This is a genomic window from Haloferax sp. Atlit-6N (assembly GCF_003383195.1).
Classification (GTDB): Archaea; Halobacteriota; Halobacteria; order Halobacteriales; family Haloferacaceae; genus Haloferax; species Haloferax gibbonsii.
Window position 1 is genome coordinate 341,224 of the sequence record NZ_QEQJ01000003.1, and the last position, 22,588, is coordinate 363,811.

The following is a 22,588-nucleotide window of genomic DNA, read 5'->3' on the forward strand; positions in this document are numbered from 1 at the left end:
CCGCTACTGTCAGTAATAAGTATCGCTGTTCGTGAATCTCGACTCCGCGAGCGGAGGGTTGCGAAACGAAGAGTCGCCGCGGGTGCAAAGCGGCGGGTTCGGTGGTGGTTCGCGGGTCGCGTCAGGTCGGTTGGTTCGTGAGTCGCGTCAGGCTATCGGCTGTCGGCTATCGGGTCAGTCGAGGGCTTCGGCCATCTTCTCGATGGGGTGCGGCGGGCGGGACTCGCCGGGTCTGTCGCCGAGTTGGGAGCGACACGACGCGCCGGGTGCCGTGACGACGTCGCCGGGGCTCTCGTCGACCTGACCGAACAGGATTTCGCCGATGCCCTTCGAGAGTTCGTAGTGCTCTTCTTCGTAGCCGAACGACCCGGCCATCCCGCAGCAACTGGAGTCGAGCGGGTCGACGGCGTAACCGGAGCGACGGAGGACGCCCACCGCGTGGTGGTCCTTGTTTGTCGCCTTCTGGTTGCAGTGGCCGTGGTACGTCAGCGTCTCGGCGGGGGCGTCGAAGTCGAGGTGGTCGTCGGCGCGCGCGACGTCGAGGTACTCCATGATGCCGTAGGCCGACCCCGAGACGAGTTCGACGCCCGTCCCGTCGAGGAGGTCGAGGTACTCGTCTTGGAACATCACCGCGTCGGAGGGCTCGACGAAGACGACCGACCAACCGTCGTCGATGTAGGGGCGGAGCCGCCCGACGTTGTGCTGCGCTCGGTCGCGGGCCGTGTCGAGCATCCCCATCGAGAACGCGGCGCGGCCGCTCGCTTCGAGGTCACTCGGAATCCGCACGTGGACGTTCGCGGCTTCGAGGACCTCCACGGCGGCCTTGCCGGGTTCGGGGTAGTTGTAGTTGGTGTAGGTGTCGGGGAAGAGAAGCACCTTCCCTCGGGCGTCGGCGGGCGACACGGACGACCCGCCCCGAGCCTCGAACCACTCCTCGAGCGACTCGCTGCTGAAGCTCGGAAGCTCGCGCTCGCTGGAGATACCGAGGACCTTCTCCATCACGAGTCGGCTCCCCGGAAGCTCCGCGGCGGCGTTCGAAAGCGGGGCGAGTTTGCTCCCGATTTTCGACAGGGTGTCGATGTTGCCGAACACCCGCGAGCGGAGGCTGGTGCCTTCCTTCTGGTGGTACTGGTGTTTCACCTCGGACTTCAGCTTCGCCATGTCGACGCCGGTCGGGCAGTCACTCTTACAGCCCTTACAGCCGACACAGAGGTCCAACACCTCGGTCTGGAAGCGCTCGGAGTACAGTTCGTCCTCGGGGAGTTCGCCCGAGATGGCGGCCCGAAGCATGTTCGCGCGTCCGCGAGTCGTCTGGACTTCCTCCTTCGAGGCGCGGTAAGTCGGGCACATGGTGTTCGAGTCGGTCTGCCGGCAGGTGCCACAGCCGTTACAGAGCTCGACGAGGTGCGAGAAGCCGCCCTCGTCGTCGAAGTCGATGGCGGTCTGTGGCTCGACGGACTGGTAGTCCGGGCCGTACCGGAGGTTCTCGCGCATGTCCGCGCCAACGCCGCGGTCGCCCTCCGGACCCGGGTCGGAGGGACCGTCTCGGTAGACGACGTTCCCGGGGTTGAACATCCAGTCGGGGTCGAACGCCGTTTTCAGCTCCTTGAACGCGCCCCAGAGTTCGGGGCCGTACATCTTCGGATTGAACTCGGTTCGGGCCATCCCGTCGCCGTGCTCACCGGAGAACGCGCCGTGGTGCTCGACGACGAGGTCGGTCACGTCGTCGGTGATGGAGTGCATCTTCTCGATGCCCTCGTTCTCTTTGAGATTCAGAATCGGGCGGATGTGGAGCGTTCCCGACCCGGCGTGGGCGAAGTACGCGGCGGAGGTGCCGTGGTCTTCCAGCACCTCCTCGAACTTCTGGACGTACTCCGCGAGTTCCTCGGGCGGGACGGTCGCGTCCTCGATGAACGGGTACGGTTTGGGGTCGCCTTCGAGGCTCATCAACAGCGGAATCGCCGCCTTGCGGAGCTTCCACAGTCGGCCCTGGCTCTCTTCGGAGTAGGCTTCGAGCACGTCGAACGCCGCGCCCGAGTCGACGAAGTGGGCGTTCGTGTCGGCGACTGCGGCTTCGAAGTCGTCGACGAGTTCGTCGTCCCACTCCAGCATCAGCGCCGCTTTCGCCCCTTCGGGGATGGGTTCGGCGTACTCGGCGTAGCCCTCCGACTCGCGGGCGAGTCGGAACACCTCGTCGTCCATGAGTTCGACGGCGCTGACTGGGAATTCGAGTGCCTCCGGGACGGCCTCCATCGCGTCCACGAGGTCGTCGAAGCAGTACAGCGCGAGCGCCGTCTCGTCCGGCTTGGTAACGAGCGAGACGGTGGCCTCGACGATGACGCCGAGGGTCCCCTCCGCACCGACGAACAGCTTCGAGAGGTTGATGACCTCCTCGCCGTCGTCGTTCTCGTAGATGACCTTCTGGAGGTTATACCCCGACACCGAGCGCTTGAGCGACGGATACTTGTTCTCTATTTCCCCCTCGTGGTTCTCGACGAGTTCCCGAACCGTCCGGTAGATGTTCGCCTCTAAGTCGTCTTGGGCGAGGATGGATTCGTGCTCGTCGCTGTCGAGGACGACTTCGCGGGTGTGTACCAGCGAGCCGTCGGCCAGAATCACCTGCAACTCCTCGGTGTAGGCGTCGGTGATGCCGTAGCGGACCGAGTGCGCGCCCGTGGAGTTGTTGCCGATGCCGCCGCCGACGGTCGAGCGATTCGACGAGGCGGGGTCCGGCGCGAACTTCAGTCCATGTTCCGCGAGCGCGGCGTCGAGGTGGTCCTGGACGCACCCCGGTTGGACGGTCGCGCGCTTCGCTGACGGGTCGATATCAACGATATCGTCCATGTACTTCGTGAAGTCGATGACGACGCAGCCCCGTCCGACGGTCTGGCCGCCCAACGAGGAACCCGTTCCGCGTGGCAGAACGGGGACGCCGTGGCTCGTCGCGGTCTCGACGGCGGCGCGGACGTCGTCTACGTCCCTCGGCAAGACGACCCCCGCGGGTCGCGCCTGATAGATACTGCCGTCGGTCGCGTACAGCACCTGCGCGTACTCGTCGAACTTCACCTCTCCGTCGACGCGGGAGCGTAACTCCGTCGCCAACGCCGAATACTCCGCGGCGTCCGGCCGGTCGAGGTCTAACGTCGTCGCCGATGTCTCTCTTCCCCGAGGGGAGTCGAGCGTGTCTTCGACTGCCATCATCATTGATACACATACGCACGGATTAAATGCTCTGGTGTTGCGACACGTCTCCGCCCCCGAACGGTCCGTCGCGACCGACGTGGGGATTTATATTCACGTCCTCGGTACGTAACGACATTCATGGTCAGGTCACCGAACTGGAATCAAACTGACGTGGCACGCGCTGTCCCGACAGCATCGGAAACGGAGGTCGACCAACTACTCGCGAGCCTCCAGCGACTGACCGGTATTGGCGTGTGGTCGTACGATGTCTCGCGCGAGGAACTGTGGTGGAGCGACGAGGCAAAGCGGATACACGGCTTCGACGCGTCGGCGACGCCAACCGTCTCGGACGTCGTCGAACAGTACGCCGAAGGCGACCAAGACGAGGTGCTCGCCTACCTCGCGGACGCAATCGAACACGGCGAGTCTTTCTCCGTCGACGTGCGGTACGCGAGCGAGCGGACGACCGAGCGCTCGATACGGCTGGCCTGTGAACCGCTGGTCGAAGACGGTCGGACAGTCGACCTCCACGGCGTCGTACAGGACGTGACCGACACCAAGCGTCAGGAACAGCGCATCGAGATTCTCCGACGGACGAGCCAGGAACTTCGGAACGCGAGTTCGAAGGCGGAAGTCGCCGAGATACTCGCCGACGCGGCGAAGAACGTCCTCGGCCTCGTCAACACGACCGTTCGGCTGGTCGACGAGAACCGGAGCATGCTCCAGACTATCGAGGCGACCGAAGAGTGTCTGGAACGCGCCGGCGACCGACCGAACTACTCGGTCAGCGAGGACACGCCGGCGGCACGGACGTACCGGACGGGTGAACCGGTCATCCACGCGAACCACGAGCACACCGAAGACGACCACAGTCGGGGGGCCCTCCAGTCCGGGCTGTACGTTCCCATCGGAAGCCACGGCGTGCTCAGCGCCGGCGACGTCGTCGTCAGCGCGTTCGAAGAACACGACCTCGAAGCCGCGAGTCTCCTCGGCCAACTCGGCGCGGAGGCAATCACGCGCATCGGCTGGGTGAAACGGTCGCGGGCGATTTGACGCACACTGAACGCTCTCCTCGTCACGAAGTTCGACGCTGCCAGAGGCGAACCGTGAGTTCGCGACGCGCTGTTTGTTCCCGGGGTAGTCGGATAGAAACATATCCGAATTGACAGGGCTGGCTCGCCAGTTCAGTTGATTTACATTATGGCAACAGTTATCAACCATCAACATAATAGTTGAGGTATGATTGAGAACGTGACCGGGCGACGGCTCAAGACGACCCAAGCCTCGTTGGAGATTCTCAGCCTCATTTTGGAACACGACGGCCTCACGCTCGCCGAACTGGACTCCATGGTCGACAGTTCGAAGAGCTCCATCTGCAGTCACCTCAACACGCTCTTGGAGAGCCGATACTTGGTCAAGCGCGACGGCGTGTACCACGTCAGCTTCAGGGTGGCGCTGTTGGGCGAACGCGCTCGACACCGCTATCCGAACGACGAGGTCGTCGAGCGGGTCGTCGACGAACTGGCTCGCGCGACCGACCAAGAGGCGAACTTCACGATTTTCGAACACGGTCGGCTGCTCATGTGTTACGGGTCGTCGACCGAGGAGGGGAGAGACGCGAACGGCACGCGGTATCGGTCGGAGTATCACCTGCACAACACGGCCGCGGGGAAGGCCATCCTGGCGGAACTGGACCGCGACGAGGTCGAGTCGATAATCGACTACTGGGGCCTGCCACGGGAGTCGGAGGGCACGATTACGAACCCCGACCAACTGTTCGACGCGCTGGACGAAATCGCGACCCAGAAGTATGCCGTCGTCGACGAGGAGTTCGCGCCGAACCTCATCGCCATCGGTGCGCCGGTCCACGACGGTGACGGGCGCATCGTCGGCGGGCTCAGCGTCGGCGGACCGAAGTATCAGGTGGACATGACGCGACTCGAACGCGAGTTCGCCGACAAGCTACTGAACGCCGTCGAGTCGCTGGAATCGACGCTCGCGTGACCGACACCGTCTCGCGGATCTCACGGGGTACCGAAGCTTTCGCTCGCGGTCGAGTCGGACGTCGCGCGAAAAGGACAGACGCGGTGGTTGGACTTGTCTGGGTGGCTGACTGATCGGGTGCGTTAGTCGTCTGTCCCGACTGCCATCGCGCGCTCGACGATGTCGGTGCCGTACATCTCTTCGAGCGCGTCGTGTTGGTCCGGGCGGTGCTCGTACACGTCTTGGAACAGGGCGACGGGCGTCATCGCGGCCTGATAGGTCGCCTCGTCCCACATGCGGTCCTTGGCGATGTCGACTTCGACGCCGTCGATGACGAGCGTCGTCGCTTGCGTCATCGCAATCGCGCCCTTGCCGGCTTCCTTGGCCGCCTCGAACTCTTCCATGGAGTCGACGATGTCGTCCATGCTCGGGACGTAGGTGGTCAGGTCGAGGAGCTCCTCGTGGAGTTCCTCGCCGTCGAGTTCCTGTTCTTCGCCGTCGACGCGGAGCACGTAGCTGTCGTCGCCGACCTGTTCGAGCGAGAGTTCGTCGCCGTCGTACACCTCGGCCCCGTCCTCGGGCGCGAGTTCGATTTCGTCGTCGTCGAGTTCGAGGAGCCAACTGCCGGTCTTCGGCGGCAGGGGTGCCTCGTTGGCGGTGACGACCTGTCCGGGCGTGAGCGCCCAGATGCCCGTCATCCCCATGGCGCGGTTCTCGACCATGCGCTCGCGGTAGCCTTCGACGTCGCGGATGTCGTCGTACGGGCCGTCGACGGCGATGCAGTTGGCGGCGCTCGCGCCGCGGGAGGTGTTGTGTCGCAGTTCGGCCCACGCCGGAAGCTCGCCGGTCGGCGTCATGGCGCGCATGTCCTTCGTGTAGTCGACCTGCCCGTCGACGAGGAGGAACAGCCGTTCGAGGTTGTTGGACGGCTTACCCTTCTCCGCGCGGAGATCGCTCATCGCGAGTTCGGCTTCACCGCTCTCGATGATGACCGACATCGACAGGCTTCCCTCTTCGAGGCCGTGTTCGTTCTCGATGATGGTGAAGCACTCGTCGGCCTTCTTCCAGTCGTCGAGGTCGCCGACCTCGGGGATGACGAAGCCGTCGATGTGCTCGACCGCACCGTTTTCTGGGTCGGTGATTTCGAGCATCTGCTTGAAGCCCTCGTAGCGAGTCGAGGGGTCGTCGCGGTGCCACACGACGCGGGGGTGAATCTCGCCGGGGAAGTCGGCTCCGTGCTCGGAGACGACCTCGACGAGGTTCTGGACGCCCTCGGCCCGCATCGACGGCGCGGTGGCGTCTTCGTTGTCCGGAATCCAGGTGTCGGGGGCCTGTATCCCCCGCAGTTGTGCCGCGCTCTGCAACATCTTCGCCGAGTTCTCGCCGCCGACCGCCGTCGGCGAGGTGAAGAACGTACGTACGAACTCTCGTTCGTAGTTTCTGTCGCTACTCATATCGACAGTGGAAACGTCTCTTCCGAAACATATTAAATATTTAGACTCGCCCAATCGGAGGCTTGCGATTCGACGGTCGCCGGTGGTTCAGATATCGGAAGTCATCTCGCTGACCGAGGTCGGCAAACGTCTCCACCGATGGAGAGATGCTCCGGATATCACTAACTTACATTATGTAAATGACTGCAATGTCATGTGTTCACATTATACAGATATGTGGAATTAAATCGGTTTGTGTTACAGGCATAGCTCTGTAATTCTAGTTGGGGGTCACCCACAACAACACGCGACGTTCGGATTATGTAAATGAGCTCGCCGCCTCTCGGTTCTCACGGTCCTCTCGATATCGGAAATTCGTGAGCGTCGACCGTCGTCCGACAGCGCCCCGAAGTCCTTTCGTGTTCGACTCGGTTCGACGAGTTCGGATGGACACCGTAGTCGGTTATATCAGATGGTAATAATAGTTTGAATACTGGTATTTACTTGGTGGCTCTCTTTTCACTCATTACGTCCTGTTGTGTGGTTATTTATGAACGTCACCCGAGAAAATTTTGCATTCTCTTGTTGATTTCGTTTAGAAATTCTAAGATAGGTGAGTTTGTATCGGTTCAGGTGGGCGGAGGTGTTCCTGAGAGATATCTACACTCCCGCGTTATACGCGGCTTACCGCTGGTATTAATGGAATCTGTATTGGCATCTTCATCTCAGCGACCGACAAATAAATTAGTATTAAGAACATTCGATAAAACCATCTGATAACTGATGATTCTGATTCGCCGCAATCGCGGCGTCCGCGCGTGGCTGCAGCGCCGTTCGGCCGCGGCCGGCCGGGGCTTTCGAGCCGTCGGTTACCACTCGTACGCTCGGTGAATCTGCCGGGCTTCCTCGTTCAGCACCGGGCCGACTACCTCGGTGACACCGTCGAGAATCGCCGCTGACCGGACGCCGGGGCTCGACCCCGTGAACTCTCCGATTTCGTCGCCGCCGACGCCGTACACGACGCGCGCGAAGCCGGCGGTCGCCATCCCGCCGGCGCACATCGGGCAGGGCTCCGTGCTGGTGTACATCACCGTCTCCGCCCGCTCGTCGGGGTCGTACTCTCGGCATGCCCGATAGGCGAGCTGTAACTCGGGGTGCCGACGAATGTCGGACTCCGTCACGATGCGGTTCGAGTCGCGCATGACGACCTCGTCGTCACGGACGAGGACGGAGCCGAACGGTTCGTCGCCGCGGGCGGCAGCCTCGCGGGCGAGTTCGAAACTCTCGCGCATGTGCGCCTCGTGGTCGAAGTCGTCGAGGTGAGTCGTCACGTCGCCTACGGTCTCCACGCCGAGCGGCTTAAATCGAACGACGACCGCGCCCTCGCGCGGTTACTCAATTGCCGTCCGTCGGTTGCGCATCGCTCCTCCGCAGTCCGGGCAGCGTAGCGGGTTGTGTTCGGTGAGGACGATACCGCCACACTCGAAGCATTCGTACGTTCCTTCCTCGCCGGGGGTGGATTCGACATCTCTCATGGTTCGCGAGCGCCGGTCGTGTCCCGGACGCTCTGCCCATGCGTAATAGGTGTACAAGGGAATATGAGGTAGTTACACACCAAACCAGTCGAGGGAATACCGGCTAGATAACGAACCTACCCGCCTCTTCCGGTGGCGGAACCGGAGTGCTCGTCGAACAGCGTCGCGAACAGTTTCCGCTGGACGGTCCGCACGTGTTTGTAGAACGCCGGCGGGGAGATACCGAGTGTCGCGGCGACGTCTTCGCCCGTGTTCTCCCGTGGCGATTCGAAGTAGCCGCTGTAGTAGGCCGTCTGGAGCACCTCGAGCTGTCGCTCTGTCAGCTTGTCGAGGAACCGCGAGAAGAGGTCGCGCTCGGTCGAGCGGTCGAGCGTCTGTTTGGTGCGGAGTTCGACGCCGGCGAACGCTTCGTCGACGAGGTGCGTGACGTTCCGAACGTCGATGCTCTCGGGGACGTCGACGACGAGCGTCGTCTCCTCGGGGGTCGCTCGCACCTCGCCGAGGACGGCACCGTGGTCCGCAAGCTCCGGTGCGAGAAACGGCTGGGTCAAGCGTAGGCGCAGGACGCCGGCGTCCCCGTCGGTGCTTATCCGTCGTACGTCGGCGACGGCGACCAGTTCGTCGGCCGCGGCCGCGACGGATTCGACCGCCCCGTCTTCGACGGTGACGAACACGTAGTTTCCTTCGGCGGACTGTTGGACCCCTCCACGGTAGGTGAGCGTGCACCCCGCGTCGCGGGCGAGTCGCGAGAGGACGAACGTGGGGTCGTCGACGGCGAACCCGACGCGGGTGACGGCCGTGGTGAGCAGTGCGTTCTTCCGTTCGAGGGCGCTCAGCGCCGACGCGATGGTCTCGCCGAGTTCGGCCAAGACGGCGGTCGCCGTCTCGTCGAAGGCGTCGTGCGTCGTCGCGTACACCGTCAACACGCCGTGCGAGAGGTCGTTATAGACGAGCGGGATGCTGAGCACCGACAGGTAGTCTCGGGTGAGCGCGCCCTTCCGCCAGGGTTCGTCCCGGAAACCGGACGCGACGTTGGGAACGGTAGTCACCTCTCCGGTCGCCGCCGTGCGTCCCGCCGGTTCGACCGACGACGCCGCGACTTCGAACGTCGTGCTGTCGAGATAGCCCCGTTCGTCGCCGGCCCACGCGCGGGGCTCGACCGTCTCGCCGATGGGGTCGACGGAACCGACCCACGCGAACGCGAACCGGTCGGCGGCGGTCAGTAGCTCGCAGACGGTGTAGTCTATCTCTTCGCGCGTCTGGGCTCCGACGAGCGCTTGGTCGATTTCGCGGATGGTCTCGTTGATTCGGTTTAGCTCGGTGAGCCGGTCGTTCTGTCGCTGGAGCGTCCGGTCTTGTTCGCGGAGTCGGGATTCGCGCGTGACGCGGTCGAGCGCCGCCTCGGCGGTCACCGCGAGCAGGTCGGTCAGTTCCCGCGCCACCGCGTCGAAGGCTCCGACCTCGGTCGAGCCGGCGACGAACACGCCGTGGTCTCCGAGTGGGACGTACGCGACGCTCCGGAGACCGGTCACGGAGTTCTCCAACCGGTCGGCCTCGTGCACGTCGTCGAAGTACAGCGCACTGTCCTCGACGAAACTGTGGCTCGGGAGCGTCTCCCCGTCCGCGGGCACTGTCGGGAGCGGGCCGTGGGCCTCGCGCATCGCCGGCGAGTACGCCGCCGGTCTGAGCGCGTTGGCGTCGGCGTCGAAGAGGTAGACGGCGCTCGCATCGAGCGCGAGCACGCCGGGCGTATCGTCGACGACGCGCTGGGCGATTTGTCGGTGAGTCCCCGTGTAGAGGAACTCGCGAGCCGTCTCGTGGAGCGTCGTCAGCGCGTCCTCGCGCTGCTTGCGCTTCGTGATGTCGCGGCAACTGAAAAGCAGCGTTCCGTCCCGAATCGAGACCTCACGGACGTTGACGAGAAGGGTGTGCTCGCGGCCGGCCTTGTCGGTCACCGTACTCTCGATGTTTTTCAGGACGCCGCGCTCCGCGAGTTCGTCGCGGTCGAAGAGGTCCTCCCCCAGCAGTTCGTCGATGGGGACCCGTTCGCGCAACTCGTCTGCGGTGTAGCCGAAGATGAAGTGGACGTTTGGACAGACGTAGGTGTAGGCCCCCGACTCGTCGGTGATGAGGACCGTATCGGTCATGTTGTTGAGCGTGACGCGGTGGAGTTCCTCGGAGCGGCGGAGGTCTCGTTCGAGGGACACCCGCGCTGTGATGTCGATACCCTCGACCACGACCGACGCGACCTCCCCACGCTCGTCGGTCACGGGGCGGACCGATAGCTCGACGATGCGTCGTCTTCCGGTCTCCGACGGCTGTGGGACCACCGCGTTCCCGGCCGTCCCTCCGAGCGCGTCCTCGACGAGCCGTCGCACGTCGTCGCTCGTCGGGTCGTCTCCGTTCGACCACCACGGGAGTGACCAGAAGGCCCCGCCGACGAGCGGGTCGACGGGCGCGTCGAGGAACTCCCGCGCCGTCCGGTTCGCCCGAGTCAGCGACCCCTCTCCGTCGAGCACCCACGTCGCCGTCCGTTCGTCGTCGAACATCGCGTCGAACTGCCTGGCGCGTTCGCGCTCGCCGGCCGACTGTCGCGCCGACCGGAGCGCCCGTCCGGTCCGCGCGAGGAGTGTTTCGACGTCCGGCGAGTCTGCGTCAAGCGCGACGTAGTCAGTCGCGCCCGCACCGAGGACCTCGCTAGCGAGGACGTCGCTCCCGCCGTCCGCGGCGACGACCACTGGAAGGGTCGCGACCGTCGAGCGAACGTCTGTGAGGAGGTCGACGACGGCCGCGTCCGCGAGGTCGGCGTCGACGACGACGCAGTCGACCTCGTCCGCTTCGACTGCGCGGAGTGCCGCCGCCTTCGTCTCGGCTTTCAGTACGGTGACGCCGGGTCGCGAATCGAGTCCCTCGGCGAACCGCGTCACCCAGTCGCTCTCGCCGACGACCAGCACGCTGCCAGAATCGGAGACACCGGACATGGCTAGAGACCAAACCCCCGTTGACAAAGGCGTTCGCTATCTTACCATCGCAACCTTGAGTAATTTAGATACCCTCGATTTTCCAAGTTCATCAGATTATGTGGATATTTTGAATATTCTAGATTTGTCAGGGAATGTGGGTTCTTCCAACTACGCAGGTTGTCCGCGGTCGCTCTCTCCTGTGCACCACGTGGAGTAGCCGGGTTGCTCAAACTATGTGCGTGTCTTCGACTATTCAACTAATCCAGATAATTTAGATTGCTCACACGTCGTCACCACCGCACGTTACCGACCTCACAGAGATTCTACGCGAGATGTGGATTATTCAGATAACCACGAGAATCTAAGCGACCCACACGACTCGGGTTCGGTGCATATGTGGATAACTGGAACTACGCGGGTAGCCTCGATAACGACGACTGTTCCACTAGCTGGTGCTCTCAGTACTGCGGTTACGGTGCTCTTTTGACCGTGTCTCTCCGTCGGATGCAAGTGAGACAGCCCGTCTTCGACCGCTCCGAGGGTCGAACCAGACACAGTAAATAATCCACCTAATCTAAATTTCTCGGAGTGTGATGCTGTTCTGGGTCGTGCTTCTCGACGGCCATCTTCGCAGTACCGGCATTGTTAGGATACTGTGAGTATCTTGACGAACCTCCATTACCAGAAGAACCCAGCAAATCTGAATTATCTGGAATATCTGGGTCACCTGAATAGTTCAATTAGTATCAAATACGCCGCGTCAGTTCTCCGGCGCGGGGAGTCTGAGTTCGACCGTCGACCCGCCCTCGGCGCGGTCCAAGATAGACACCTCGCCGTCGAACTGCGTGACGAACCAGTGGACGGTCCACAGCCCCATTCCGCTTCCGTGCGTCAGGGGGGTCTCTTTCCCGCGTTTCAGAATCTCCCGCTCGGTCTGCGGGATACCGGGGCCGTTGTCCTCGACCGCGATTGCGACCCGCTCGCCTGAGAGGCGTCGCGACCAGACCGCGACGACGGGGCGGTCCCTGTCGTTGTGGACGATGGCGTTCTGTACGAGTTCGTCGAGCGCGAGGTACAGCGAGTGCGTGCTCGCGAGCACGGTCTGTTCGCTCGGTCCGATTTGAACCTCCGCCTCGGGGTGCTTCCGTTCGTACGTCCGTTTGAGATCGGCGAAGACGTCGCTGACGCCGACCGGGTGTCTGTCCGTGCTCCCCTCCACGGCGTTCTCGAACTGCCGGGCTTTCTCGCCGGTCGACACGAGGCTGTCGGCGTTCTCGATGATTCGGTCCGTCTTCGAGACCATCGCCTCCGTCGAGAATCGGCTCGCCGCGGCGACCAGCGTGTCGAGCGTCCGCAGTTCCGAATCGATACCTCTGGTCGTCTCGCTGAGTTTCGCCAGCGTCTCGTGCAACCGCTCGTAGTCGTCTTCGTCTATCGACGGGCTGTCGAGCGCTTCGAGGTCCCGTTTCAGCTCGCTCGCGTACCCGCTGACGACGTTGAGGTTGTTCCGAAGGTTGTGGCGAAGCACTCGGTTCAGCACCATGAGCCGCTCTTCGCGCTCTTTCCTGTCCGAGATGTCGCGCACCGCGCCGCGGACGTTGGCGCCGCTGTCAGTCGGCTCACCGCGAACTTGCACCCATCGCGTTCGCCCCGTGGCCGTTACTACCCGCATTTCGACGTCAAAGGGCTCGCCGTCGACCCGCGCGTTCTCGATGGCCTCGTCGATGACAGCGCGGTCGTCCTCGTGAAAGAAGTCTCCGAGTCCGTCGAGCGTCACCTCCGCGTCGGACGGGATATCGACCAGCCGTTTGGTCCCATCAGTCAGTCGTAGCTCGCCGGTCTCGTAGTCGACCTCCCATCCGCCGATGTCGGCCAGTTGTTCGGTGCGTTCGAGGCGGTCGCGGTTCCGCTCTAACTCCTGTCGGTACTCGTAGGTCTCGGTGACGTCTCGGACGATTTTCGTGAAGCCTCTGAGCTCCCCGTCGTCGCCGCTCAGCGCGCGGACGATTACGTGTGCGAGGATGCGCGACCCGTCCTTCCGGACCCGCCACCCGCGTTCCTCGTAGCTTCCCTCGGACTCGGCGATTGAGAGCACCGTCTCGGGAGACTCGCCGTCCCCGTCGGTGGGATAAAAGACAGACAGGTGACGACCGATAATCTCGTCTCGCTCGTAGCCCTTTATCCGTCTCGCACCCTCGTTCCACGTCGCCACGAACCCGTCCGCATCGAGGAGAAATATCGCGTATTCGGTCACCTCCTGAAAGAACTCTCGAAGAATGAGGTCGGACTCAATGTGTTCGAACAGTTCGCTCCGCTCACATGACATTACTGGTTGAGTACCATCCACATGCTGATAAACTGCTCGGCGATTCGGACGGCGAACGGACGAGAGAGCGTCGCTGCTCGGGCGGTGAGTCACCCGTCAACGAACCGACCGACGAGCGTCGTCTCGGCGACGAACGCCAGATAGCCAGCGAGCGCGACCGACCCGACGACGGGAATCGCCGGCACGACGACCGACGAGCCGAGGAACACCGAGACGCCGACGACGGCGAGGGCGAGCGTCACAAGTCCAACCGCGAGCGACAGCGAGAGCGCCGACACCAGGAGCAGGACGAGGTACTCGCGCGCTCGGTCGCCCGCGCGGTCGCCTTCTGTCCGGGCGTAGCCGGCGGCGGCACCGACGCACGCGGCCGCGACGATTCCGGCACCGCCATTGAGACTGTAGTTCGTCTGCGTCGCCAGAAGATACCACGAGTAGACGACGAAGCCGAACACCCCGACCAGCACGCCGGTACAGCCGCCCGCGGCCCCGCCGACGAGTCGGTTTCGCCGCTTTCGGTACCACCCCGCCTCGGCGCGGTAGGCGAGGAGCGACGCGCCCGCGAAGACCGAAAGCGCCGTGAGCGTCGGGAGGACGAAGTACGGGACCGTGAACAGACGCTCGTCGAGGACCAACTGAAACACAGCGGTCGGGACGATAGCCAGCGCCCAGCCGACGAACAGCGCCCCGACGAAAACGACCCGCTTGCGGTGTGCCGACGCCGACGCGGCCGATCGTCCACTCGTCACCCAGCGATAGCCGCCGAAGCCGCCGACGAGGAGGCCGAGTGGGGCGGCGAACTGAATCGAGACCACCCAGTCGGGTGGGAACGCGACACCCGTCGTCGCGCGGTAGTAGTTCCGAAGGAATCGGCCGAGCGTGTCGAGGACGAACGCTTGGACGAGTCCCCACTGGAAGGCGCAGAGCCACGCCTGCCTTCGGGTTGCGGAGCTAGTGGAGGGCGACATGTCCCGGCCATCTCACCCGCGAAGGGAGTAGCTATCGGTCCGCTCGGGTTTCGAACGCCCCCGTCGTCCAGAAGTATTTAGCCGTCGGCCCCCCGACACGCAGTCGAACTCCCTGTCAGAGTGCTCCCAGTATGACTCGCCCTCCACTCCGACCCAACCGACGTACACTCGCCGTGTTCGTGCTCGTCGCCGTCGCGCTCCCCGCGGTCCTCTGGACGACGGGCGGCGCGATAGGCGACGCGAGCCCCTCGGTCGACGCGAACGTAACCGAGCGCTACCGCGCAACCGACGCGCTCACCGGAACGCAGACGGTCGAGATTCGAACCGATGGAACGGTCACGTCTCGCACCGTCGCCGACGTGACGCTCGTCCCGGAGACGGAACGGAAGCGCGTTCACTTTCGGAACGCGGCGAACCGACAGTACGACCGGCAGGTCTCGAACGGCTCGACGCTCTGGCTTCACGACACTGACCGGGACACCGTGACCGCCATCGAGCTGACAGGCCCACCGACCGAGTCGCGGACGGCCGAGCGACTCCAACTCCTCGTCGCGGCCGCGGGGCTGACCGACGACGCCGGTCGCCCGCAGTCAATCGGCGTGTCGCCGCTACCCGTCGTACCGCGACATGCCGGTGCCGCCCCGCAGGCTGACGCGAATCACAGCTACGTCGTCGAATTCGTCGAGACCGACACCGTCGACGGGCGCGAGGCGTACGTCATCGATATCGCGCCCGAGGCGAATCGAAGCGAGGCGGGCTACCACCAGCGGCTGTGGCTCGACGCCGAGCGGTTCTACCCGCTTCGCAAACAGACGTCGTGGACGGCAGACGGGTCCCGACGCTCTGTGACGACCACGTACACGAACGTCACGTTCGATGCAGCCGTGTCGGCGGACGCGTTCCGGCCGGAAATCGGTGCGAACACGACCGTCGAGCGACCGAACACGCCGAACACGGAGTGGTTCCGGAGCAGGGCCGACCTGGAAGCGCGGAGTTCGGTTTCGGTCCCCGAGCCGACGGTCCCGCCCGCGTTCGAACTGGTCTACGCCACGCGGACCACCGGTCGAATCGACGGGGTCGGACTCCGCTACGCCGCCGGCGGCCGCGAACTCACGGTCGCGAAGTTCAACTACACGCTGGACATCGACGCCGACGAGCGCGACGCGACGGTGGGCGGCCGGCCGGCGACTATCGACTACGGTCCGACCACCTCGGTGTCGTGGAACTGCGACGGCTACGGCTACACCGTTCGCGGGACCGGCGTCGAGACGGACCGCCTCGTCGAAGTCGGTCGCTCGGTCGGCTGTCCCGCCTGAAACCGCGCGAGTTTCTGGGTCAGAAACTGGCCCCCTTTTTATATTATCTCCCGGCGCATCGGTTGAACTGCGATGGGCCCCGCCGAACCGACACCGTACTGCCCTCCCGAGCAGTACCGTTCTGTGCCCTCTGACAGCACTCCGGCACCCATCGCGGTCATCGCTGACGCGACAGTCCCTCCACAGCATCGCCGTACTGCCCCGCAGTATCCCCGCGCTAACCCGCAGCCCCACCGTGCTATCCCGACAGCCCCATCGTACACCCGTCCCGAATCGGTCGCCGCGACCAACAGGGGTGGAAACCCATGGGCCTATTAGTCCGACGAGCAGTCATTCGACCACCGTGAGTGAGGAACCGGCGCTGGGCGATATTCTCGACCTCCTCAGCGACGAGTACGCCCGGGACATCCTCGCAGCGACGAGTACCAAACCAATGTCCGCACAAGAGCTTGCCGACGAGTGTGAGATGTCCAAACCGACGGTCTACCGTCGGGTGGAACGATTACAAGCGTACGGACTCCTCGACGAACAGACCGAAATTCGAACCAGTAACAACCACTACAGCGTCTACGCCGCCACGCTCTCCGAGTTCTCCGTGGAACTAGACGACGGGTCGTTCGAGTCGTCGCTGACGCGCACCGACGACGAGTCGTTCCCCGGCCAGGGGGAGACCGACACCGCAGACCGGTTCAAACGGATGTGGGAGGACCTCTGAGATGACGACGCTATCCGCGGTCCTCGACTGGCTCATCGTCTCGCTCGCTCTCGGGTCGACGCTCGTCGGGAGCTACGTCGGCTATCAGGCCTATCGCGGCTACCGCCGTCACGACAGCCGGACGATGCGGTCGCTCTCCGCGGGTCTGTTCCTCCTCACGGCCGTCGCGTTCGGCGTCGCCTTCGTCGGGTCGGTGCTCCTGCGCGAGGGCTACATCGGCCTCCAGTACCAACAGCCGCTCACGCTCGTCACGCGGCTGTTTCAGTTCTGTGGCGTCGTGCTCATCGCCTACTCGTTACATTCGCGAGGGTAGTCCGTCCCCGGGTCGTCTCGGGCGGCCTCGTCGGGGCTCTACTCGTTCACTCACGCGTCTTCTTCTCCGCACTTTTTGGTTCGCTCACAAACCGCTCTGGTCGTCTCGCCTCACGAGTGCGCGAGCTTCCAGAACCCCTTGGGGACGATGGCGAAAACCGGGAACAGGAACAGCGCGGGCAACCAACTCGTGGACGGACCGAGCGGGGTGACAATCACGGTGACGACGCCGATCGCGGTGAGGACGACCGAAGCGATGGCGGCCCCGACGAACCGGCGGTCGAGCGGCGGGAGGTCGGTCGAGCCGACCGGGAGGTCGAGCGCTTCGACGAACGCCCCGGCGTCAGCAACAGGCCCGAGCGTGCGTTCCGTCTCGTCGTCGCCCCAGCCGACCGTCGCCGCGATGGTCCGCGTTCCGAGGTAGCGGTCGGTGGGCCGAGTCGCCACGACCTCGGCGTCGCGGAGGTCGCCGACCGCCGTCGCCCACTGCGACTCGTTCGTCAGGCGGTCGTGAACGACGAGGCGGTCGCCGAAACGTCGGTAGGTCAGCCACCCGCTCGCGAGCACGCTCTCGACGATATCGCCGACGAGCATGAACGCGAGGAGGCAGAGCCCGAAGAGACCGAACCCGACCCAGACCGCGAGCGAGGTGGTCCCCTCGACGACGAACGCGGCCCCGCCGATCCAGACCATCGCGGCCATGGTGACGTAGAACGGTCCCGTCGTGGTGACTGCGCGCCAGACCGCGGCCGCGACCACCGCGCGACGGTCCGCGTCGATTGCGACCGAGGGGCGGCCGCTGGGAACGTCGACCTCGTCGCGGGTCGCGTCGCTGTCGGGGCCGGAGAGCCAACTCGTAAGCCGGCCGCCGCCGCCCTGCTCTGCGCGGAAGCCAGACCACTCGAAGAGTACTTTCACGAACACGAACCCCACGAGCGCGACTGTCGCGCCGCCGAGGATGACGACGAACAGGAAACACGCGAGAAACATCGCTTGCCGGGCGGGAATCTCGACGAGGGCGTACGGAGAGCGCTCCGCGTATCGGTTCCCCCGGAGGAACGTGGCGGTGGTCTCGCCGGCCTGCCCGACGACGAGCGCGGCGACGCTGACGACCGCCTCCGGGCGGGCGAGTACGTCGAGCACCGAGATGACCTCCGAGAGCGGCGCGAGGAGGAAGACGCCGACCCACGCGCCGCCGCCGATGACGGCGGTCGCAAAGGGGACGTTACGCGGGTACACCGGCGGGAGCCGGTCGTGGATGGTGACGCTTCCGCGCTTGTCGATGAGGTCGTTTTCCGACAGGCTGAAGACGCCGTCCTCGCGGGACGAGGTCGGCGGCCGGCCGGCGAACAGCGCCTTCACGCCCGAAAGCGGGAACAGCAACAGCAGTTCGAGGACGTAGACCGCGAGGAGCGTCCCGGGGTTCCAGCCGAACCACAGCACACCGGCGAGCGGGAGGAGATTTGCCGAGAGCACCGGGAAGAACCCGATGCCGGCGGGTAGAGACGAAGTCGGGACGTCGCCGTACCGTGGAGGGGCCATCGGATGTGTCGTTTCGGTCATCCGGTCATATATCTGATGAAACCCGTCCTCCAACCGCCTCGACGGCGCGCCACTACTCGGGGAGCGACTCGTAGTCGGCGACCGTGAGCGCCTGTCCGAAGAACATCAGACCGATTCCGGTGATTCCAGCCGGGACCGAGAGGGAGAGCAGCAGCGAGAAACTGAGCGCGCCGATGCCGCCCCCGAGCGCACCCCGCTTTCGGTCGCTCCAGCGTTGGTCTCCGAACCGGAAGAGTCGCTTCCACCCGTCGCGGTGACGGAGGACGAGCGCGGTCGTCGCCGCGTACAGCGGAGCGATTGCCACGGGAAACAATCCCGGCGCGTCGGGGGCCGAGACGGCCACACCGGCGACAACGAGGCCGACGACGAGGGAGGCGAGGTATCGAATGGAGGGACGCACGCGTTCTAGATAATTTGTTGACAACATCAATCTTTTTTCCGGGCGCGGAAACGCGGTTCCGACCGCCCGACGCGAGTCAGACCACCTAACTGCCCCGAGGGAAATGTCTCTCTATCAACAATGCTCACACCCAGCGAGAGACGACGAGCGAAGGTGGCGGTGTTGATGGCGGTCAACGCCGTCCCGCTCGTCGGCGTGCTCGCGCTCGACTGGTCGCTCGTGGCGCTGTTGGCGGTCTACTGGGTCGAACTCGGCGCGTGCCTCGTCGGTGCCGCGGTGAAAGCGCTGTTCGCGGAAGGCAAGCCGACTTACAACGCGGACGGCTTCTCGTGGCTCGTGTTCGGTGCCCTGTCGGAAAAGCGCGGGCGAATCAGTCTCCCCGTCCTACCGCTGTCGATTCAGGTCGCGAATCTCCCGGCCATCCTGATGACCCTCGCCGTCGGCAGCGTGGGCTGGGCCCTCTTCGGTGCAATCGGTGTCGGGGGTGTCGGGGAGACCACGGGCACGGCGATGACCGACGCCGAAACACTCTCCGTCGGCCTGGGAGTCGTCGCCGTCGTCTTCGGCCGAGCCGTCGACGTGGGTCGGTACTTACTCGGTGGAACCTACGCGTCGGTCCCGCCGCAGCAGCCGCTTCGGTCGGCGCTCACGTCGATGGCCGGGACCGGCTCGGCGCTCCTCATCGGCGGGGGGTTCGTCATCGCGGGTGCACCCCCACCGTTCGTGCTGGCGTTCGTGCTCGCGGTGAAACTGCTCGCCGACATCGTCGGCGTCTACCGCGACCGACTGGAGGCGTTCGACGAGCGCACGTCGGTCGAACTCGGATTCGCTCCCGACACTCCCGAGTGGGAGCGAATCGAGAGCTCGCGGGACGGGTCCGAAATCGTCCGACCGAAGCCCGCGGCCGTCGTCGTGGGCGGGGTCGTCCGCGGGCTCCGCTCCCCGCTCGCGCTCGTACTGGGCGGGGCGCTGACGCTGTTCGGCCTGCTCAGTACCGCGACGACCGACGGCGTCGCGGTCGAACTGCTCGGTGGAGCGGTGGTAGTCGCTGGGGCGTTCACCGCGCTGGGCGTCTTCGACTGGTCGTTCCGGTATCTGGCGATGGAGTACCGCGTCAAGGACGAGGACGGCGATGCCGGGCGAGTCGTCGGCTACGACCGGCTGTTCGGGCCGCAGTGGCGACTCGCCTCCGAGTCACGGGCCGAACTAGAGCACACTCGGACCGCCACCGACCGCCTGTTCGGAACCGAGACGCTCCGACTCGAACGCGATGACCGTGTGTACCGACTGCCGCACCTCCCGTCGGGTGCCGTCGAAATCGCGCCGCTGCGGTCGAATCATCACCTAACGAACGGAAGGTCCGGCGCGTCGAGCGCGACGAACTCCGAGACGAACTCGTTCGCCGGCGACTCGTATATCTCACGGGGCGTTCCGACCTGCTCGACGCGACCCTCGTTCAATACGGCGACCCGGTCGCACATCACCATCGCCTCCTCCTGGTCGTGGGTGACGTAGAGTCCGGTGACGTCCAACTCCGCCAGTAGCGCGCCGATTTCCGTCCGCAGGCGCGCCTTCAGTTGGGCGTCGAGCCCCGTCATCGGCTCGTCCAACAGGAGGATGTTCGGCTCGATAGCGAGCGCGCGCGCCAGCCCGACGCGCTGTTGCTGGCCGCCGGAGAGCGTCGTCGGGTCGCGGTCGCCCATCTCGCCGATGTCGAGCATTTCGAGCAGTTCCTCGGCCCGATTCCGCCGCTCGCGCTTCCCGACGCCTCGCATCTTCAGCCCGAACGCGACGTTCTCGGCGACGGTCATGTTGTCGAACAGGGCGTACTCTTGGAACACCAACCCGACGTTTCGGTTCTCCGGGGGGACGTTCGTCACGTCCTCGCCGTCGAACCTGACCGTCCCGTCGGTCGGCGTCTCGAAGCCGGCGACGGTCCGGAGCGTCGTCGTCTTCCCACACCCCGAGGGGCCGAGCACGCCCAGAATCTCGCCGTCCGAGACGGTGAGCGAAACGCCGTCCAGCGCCGTCGTGTCGTCGTAGTCCTTTCGGACCGCGTTTAGTGTCACGTCTGCCATTAGCTACCTCTGGTGTCGAATCCGCGGCGACCGACCCGCTGTAGGAGGAGGGTGACCGCGACGATGATGAAAAAGAACATCGACACGGCTGCCGCCGCCTTGGTGAACGAGCTGTTCGAGATGTGTCGCTGCAAGAAGAGCGCCAGCGGCTGGGTACCTTTCGCCCAGACGATGTACGAGAAGTTGAACTCCGCGGCCGCGAGCGCCCAACAGATAATGGCTCCCGAGACGATACCCGAGCGGGCGTTCGGTACGATGACCGTCAGAAACGTCCGCGGCCACGACGCGCCCAGCGAGCGAGCCGATTCCTCCAGTTGCCGCAGCGGCATCGACTCGAACTCGCTTTGGACTGCCATCACCATGAACGGCGCTTTCAAGAGCGAGTAGCCGACGATAAGTCCAAAACTCGTCGCCGAGAGGTCCGGGTACGCTCGGAGGAACGCGACACCCAAGATGACGCCCGGCACGAGCGGGAGCACGGAGACGGCGTTGACCCACTCTTTGCCCGGGAACTCGTAGCGGGAGACCGCGTACGCGATGGGAACGCCGACGACGAGGTTGATGAGGACGCCGCCGAGCGCCAGCCCGATGCTGAACGCCAACTCCGCCGGAACCAACACCGTCAGCCTCTCGCCGCCGAGCGGGAGGCTGAACAGGGGGCTCCATCCCATGCTGCGCTGTGAGCCAATCGTGTCCGCGAGCCCCAGCACCGCCCGCCAGTTCTCGAAGGTGACGAACCCCGATGGGAGGACACCGGTCCAACTCGTCGCGAACGAGGCGACGACGGTGAGGACGATGGGTGCGATGAGGAACGCGACCGTCGCGAACAGGGCCAGCGTCACGATAGACCGCCCGAACCGACGCGAGAGGGACAACGTCATATCCCGACCTCCGCGCTGGTGTACCGAAGTCCGAGAACGGTGAACAGGAACGTGAACGCGAAGTAGACGGTCGCCATCGCGCCGGCGACCTGCACGTCGTAGCCGACGCCGAGTTCCCGCGAGAGCTGGAGCGTCCAAACGACGAGCGTCTGGATGACGACGAGCGTCCCGAAAATCGCTAGTCCCGTCCGGAACGTGAGAATCAGCGCGCCGGTGATGCCCGGTCGAATCTGCGGGAGCGTGACGTACCGAAACGTCTCGAACGGCGTCGCACCGAGCGCCTGGGCTGCCTCCTCGGCGGCCGAGTCGACCTCGGCGTACGTCCCGCGGAGGATGAGCGTCGCGCGCGGCACCATCGAGTACACGAAGGCGACGAACAGTCCCGGGACGCTGACCGCGAACGCAAGGTCGGTGGGTCGAGCCCCGGTGAGGGCGGCCGTGACCGCGGTGACGACGCCGTTGTTCCCGAACAGCACCAGAATCATGAACGCGGCGACGATGCCGGGGAGACTGATGGGAAACGAGACGAGCGTGACGAGGAGGTCCTCGCCGGGGAGGTCATATTTTTCGAGGGCGTGCGCGATGGGGACGGCGAGTCCGACCGAGACGAGCGTCGTCCCGGTGGCCAGCCACAGGGAGTTGAACGCCACCTGTCGGTAGTAGGGGTCGCCGAACAGCGTCGCGTAGGCGTCGAGCGAGAACCCGACCGACCGGTACTGGGCCGTCGAGACGCTGATGCGAACGACTTCGGAGAGGGGATACAGGCCCGCGACGAACAGAAGCACCGAAAACGGCGCGCACAGCGCGACGATGCGGCGGTACTCGCGCTCTCGCTCGGTGACGGGGTTCGCGACGGTCTCGAACGCGCCGACCACCCGCGCCGTGAGCGCCCGGAGCGTCGAGAGCGGACTGTTCTCGGCGTGTCGGTCGGACAT

General features: G+C 64.7%; 17 protein-coding genes and 1 pseudogene. 6 read left to right on the plus strand and 12 right to left on the minus strand.

The window, feature by feature from the left end:
- Positions 1-174: 174 nt before the first annotated feature.
- Entirely contained in the window at positions 175-3,198 is a 3,024-nt protein-coding gene (locus DEQ92_RS13825) for an FAD-binding and (Fe-S)-binding domain-containing protein (protein WP_049968645.1), read from the minus strand.
- Between the two features lie 156 nt (positions 3,199-3,354).
- Here DEQ92_RS13825 and DEQ92_RS13830 point away from each other — a divergent pair, with 156 nt between their 5' ends.
- Both DEQ92_RS13830 and DEQ92_RS13835 read left to right on the plus strand, forming a co-directional pair.
- Entirely contained in the window at positions 3,355-4,236 is an 882-nt protein-coding gene (locus tag DEQ92_RS13830) for a GAF domain-containing protein (RefSeq protein ID WP_115820985.1), read from the plus strand.
- A 186-nt stretch (positions 4,237-4,422) separates the two neighbouring features.
- A complete protein-coding gene (locus DEQ92_RS13835) occupies positions 4,423-5,187 on the plus strand; it encodes an IclR family transcriptional regulator (protein ID WP_008096757.1) in 765 nt (254 codons plus the stop codon).
- A gap of 122 nt (positions 5,188-5,309) precedes the next feature.
- Here the strand turns inward: DEQ92_RS13835 and aceB are convergent, their stop codons facing one another.
- From aceB to DEQ92_RS13865, 6 genes are all read right to left on the minus strand, one after another.
- Positions 5,310-6,620: a malate synthase AceB gene (aceB, locus tag DEQ92_RS13840; RefSeq protein WP_115820986.1), complete on the minus strand. Its 1,311-nt coding sequence runs from the start codon at positions 6,618-6,620 to the stop codon at positions 5,310-5,312.
- 848 nt (positions 6,621-7,468) lie between these two features.
- Positions 7,469-7,948: a nucleoside deaminase gene (locus DEQ92_RS13845; protein ID WP_255564066.1), complete on the minus strand. Its 480-nt coding sequence runs from the start codon at positions 7,946-7,948 to the stop codon at positions 7,469-7,471.
- Positions 7,949-7,990: 42 nt separating this feature from the next.
- The gene (locus DEQ92_RS13850; RefSeq protein WP_004971811.1) at positions 7,991-8,134 is read right to left on the minus strand and encodes a rubrerythrin-like domain-containing protein; all 144 of its coding nucleotides are present in this window, start codon (positions 8,132-8,134) and stop codon (positions 7,991-7,993) included.
- A 116-nt stretch (positions 8,135-8,250) separates the two neighbouring features.
- A complete protein-coding gene (locus tag DEQ92_RS13855; protein ID WP_115820987.1) occupies positions 8,251-11,115 on the minus strand; it encodes a bacterio-opsin activator domain-containing protein in 2,865 nt (954 codons plus the stop codon).
- A gap of 742 nt (positions 11,116-11,857) precedes the next feature.
- Positions 11,858-13,423: a PAS domain S-box protein gene (locus DEQ92_RS13860; RefSeq protein WP_115820988.1), complete on the minus strand. Its 1,566-nt coding sequence runs from the start codon at positions 13,421-13,423 to the stop codon at positions 11,858-11,860.
- Positions 13,424-13,512: 89 nt separating this feature from the next.
- A complete protein-coding gene (locus DEQ92_RS13865; protein WP_008096766.1) occupies positions 13,513-14,388 on the minus strand; it encodes a hypothetical protein in 876 nt (291 codons plus the stop codon).
- Positions 14,389-14,519: 131 nt separating this feature from the next.
- Between DEQ92_RS13865 and DEQ92_RS13870 the strand changes: the two genes are divergently transcribed.
- The 3 genes from DEQ92_RS13870 (at position 14,520) to DEQ92_RS13880 (ending at position 16,732) form a co-directional block, all read left to right on the plus strand.
- On the plus strand, positions 14,520-15,704 hold the full coding sequence (locus DEQ92_RS13870) for an outer membrane lipoprotein carrier protein LolA (RefSeq protein ID WP_049913698.1): 1,185 nt from the start codon (positions 14,520-14,522) through the stop codon (positions 15,702-15,704).
- Positions 15,705-16,047: 343 nt separating this feature from the next.
- Positions 16,048-16,419, plus strand: a complete 372-nt coding sequence (locus DEQ92_RS13875) for a helix-turn-helix domain-containing protein (protein ID WP_008096768.1) — start codon at positions 16,048-16,050, stop codon at positions 16,417-16,419.
- A gap of 1 nt (position 16,420) precedes the next feature.
- Positions 16,421-16,732, plus strand: a complete 312-nt coding sequence (locus DEQ92_RS13880; RefSeq protein ID WP_008096769.1) for a hypothetical protein — start codon at positions 16,421-16,423, stop codon at positions 16,730-16,732.
- 110 nt (positions 16,733-16,842) lie between these two features.
- Here DEQ92_RS13880 and DEQ92_RS13885 read toward each other — a convergent pair whose 3' ends face one another.
- Both DEQ92_RS13885 and DEQ92_RS13890 read right to left on the minus strand, forming a co-directional pair.
- On the minus strand, positions 16,843-18,273 hold the full coding sequence (locus DEQ92_RS13885) for a DUF6498-containing protein (RefSeq protein ID WP_115820989.1): 1,431 nt from the start codon (positions 18,271-18,273) through the stop codon (positions 16,843-16,845).
- A gap of 73 nt (positions 18,274-18,346) precedes the next feature.
- Positions 18,347-18,694 carry a hypothetical protein gene (locus DEQ92_RS13890; RefSeq protein ID WP_115820024.1) on the minus strand — a complete coding sequence of 116 codons (348 nt, stop codon included), beginning with the start codon at positions 18,692-18,694 and terminating at the stop codon, positions 18,347-18,349.
- Between the two features lie 120 nt (positions 18,695-18,814).
- On the opposite strand from DEQ92_RS13890, the gene DEQ92_RS24460 reads away from it, so the two are divergent.
- The gene (locus DEQ92_RS24460; protein WP_244661348.1) at positions 18,815-20,209 is read left to right on the plus strand and encodes a DUF6498-containing protein; all 1,395 of its coding nucleotides are present in this window, start codon (positions 18,815-18,817) and stop codon (positions 20,207-20,209) included.
- Between the two features lie 92 nt (positions 20,210-20,301).
- Here the strand turns inward: DEQ92_RS24460 and DEQ92_RS24465 are convergent.
- The 3 genes and pseudogenes from DEQ92_RS24465 to DEQ92_RS13910 form a co-directional block, all read right to left on the minus strand.
- Positions 20,302-20,772 (minus strand): annotated as a pseudogene (locus tag DEQ92_RS24465) (ABC transporter ATP-binding protein); the annotation flags it as partial.
- Positions 20,772-21,653 (minus strand): ABC transporter permease, encoded by an 882-nt coding sequence (locus DEQ92_RS13905; protein ID WP_049968656.1) that lies wholly within the window; start codon positions 21,651-21,653, stop codon positions 20,772-20,774. The pseudogene DEQ92_RS24465 and the gene DEQ92_RS13905, both read right to left, overlap by 1 nt.
- Positions 21,650-22,588 carry an ABC transporter permease gene (locus DEQ92_RS13910; protein ID WP_008096784.1) on the minus strand — a complete coding sequence of 313 codons (939 nt, stop codon included), beginning with the start codon at positions 22,586-22,588 and terminating at the stop codon, positions 21,650-21,652. The genes DEQ92_RS13905 and DEQ92_RS13910 overlap by 4 nt, the downstream gene beginning before the upstream one ends.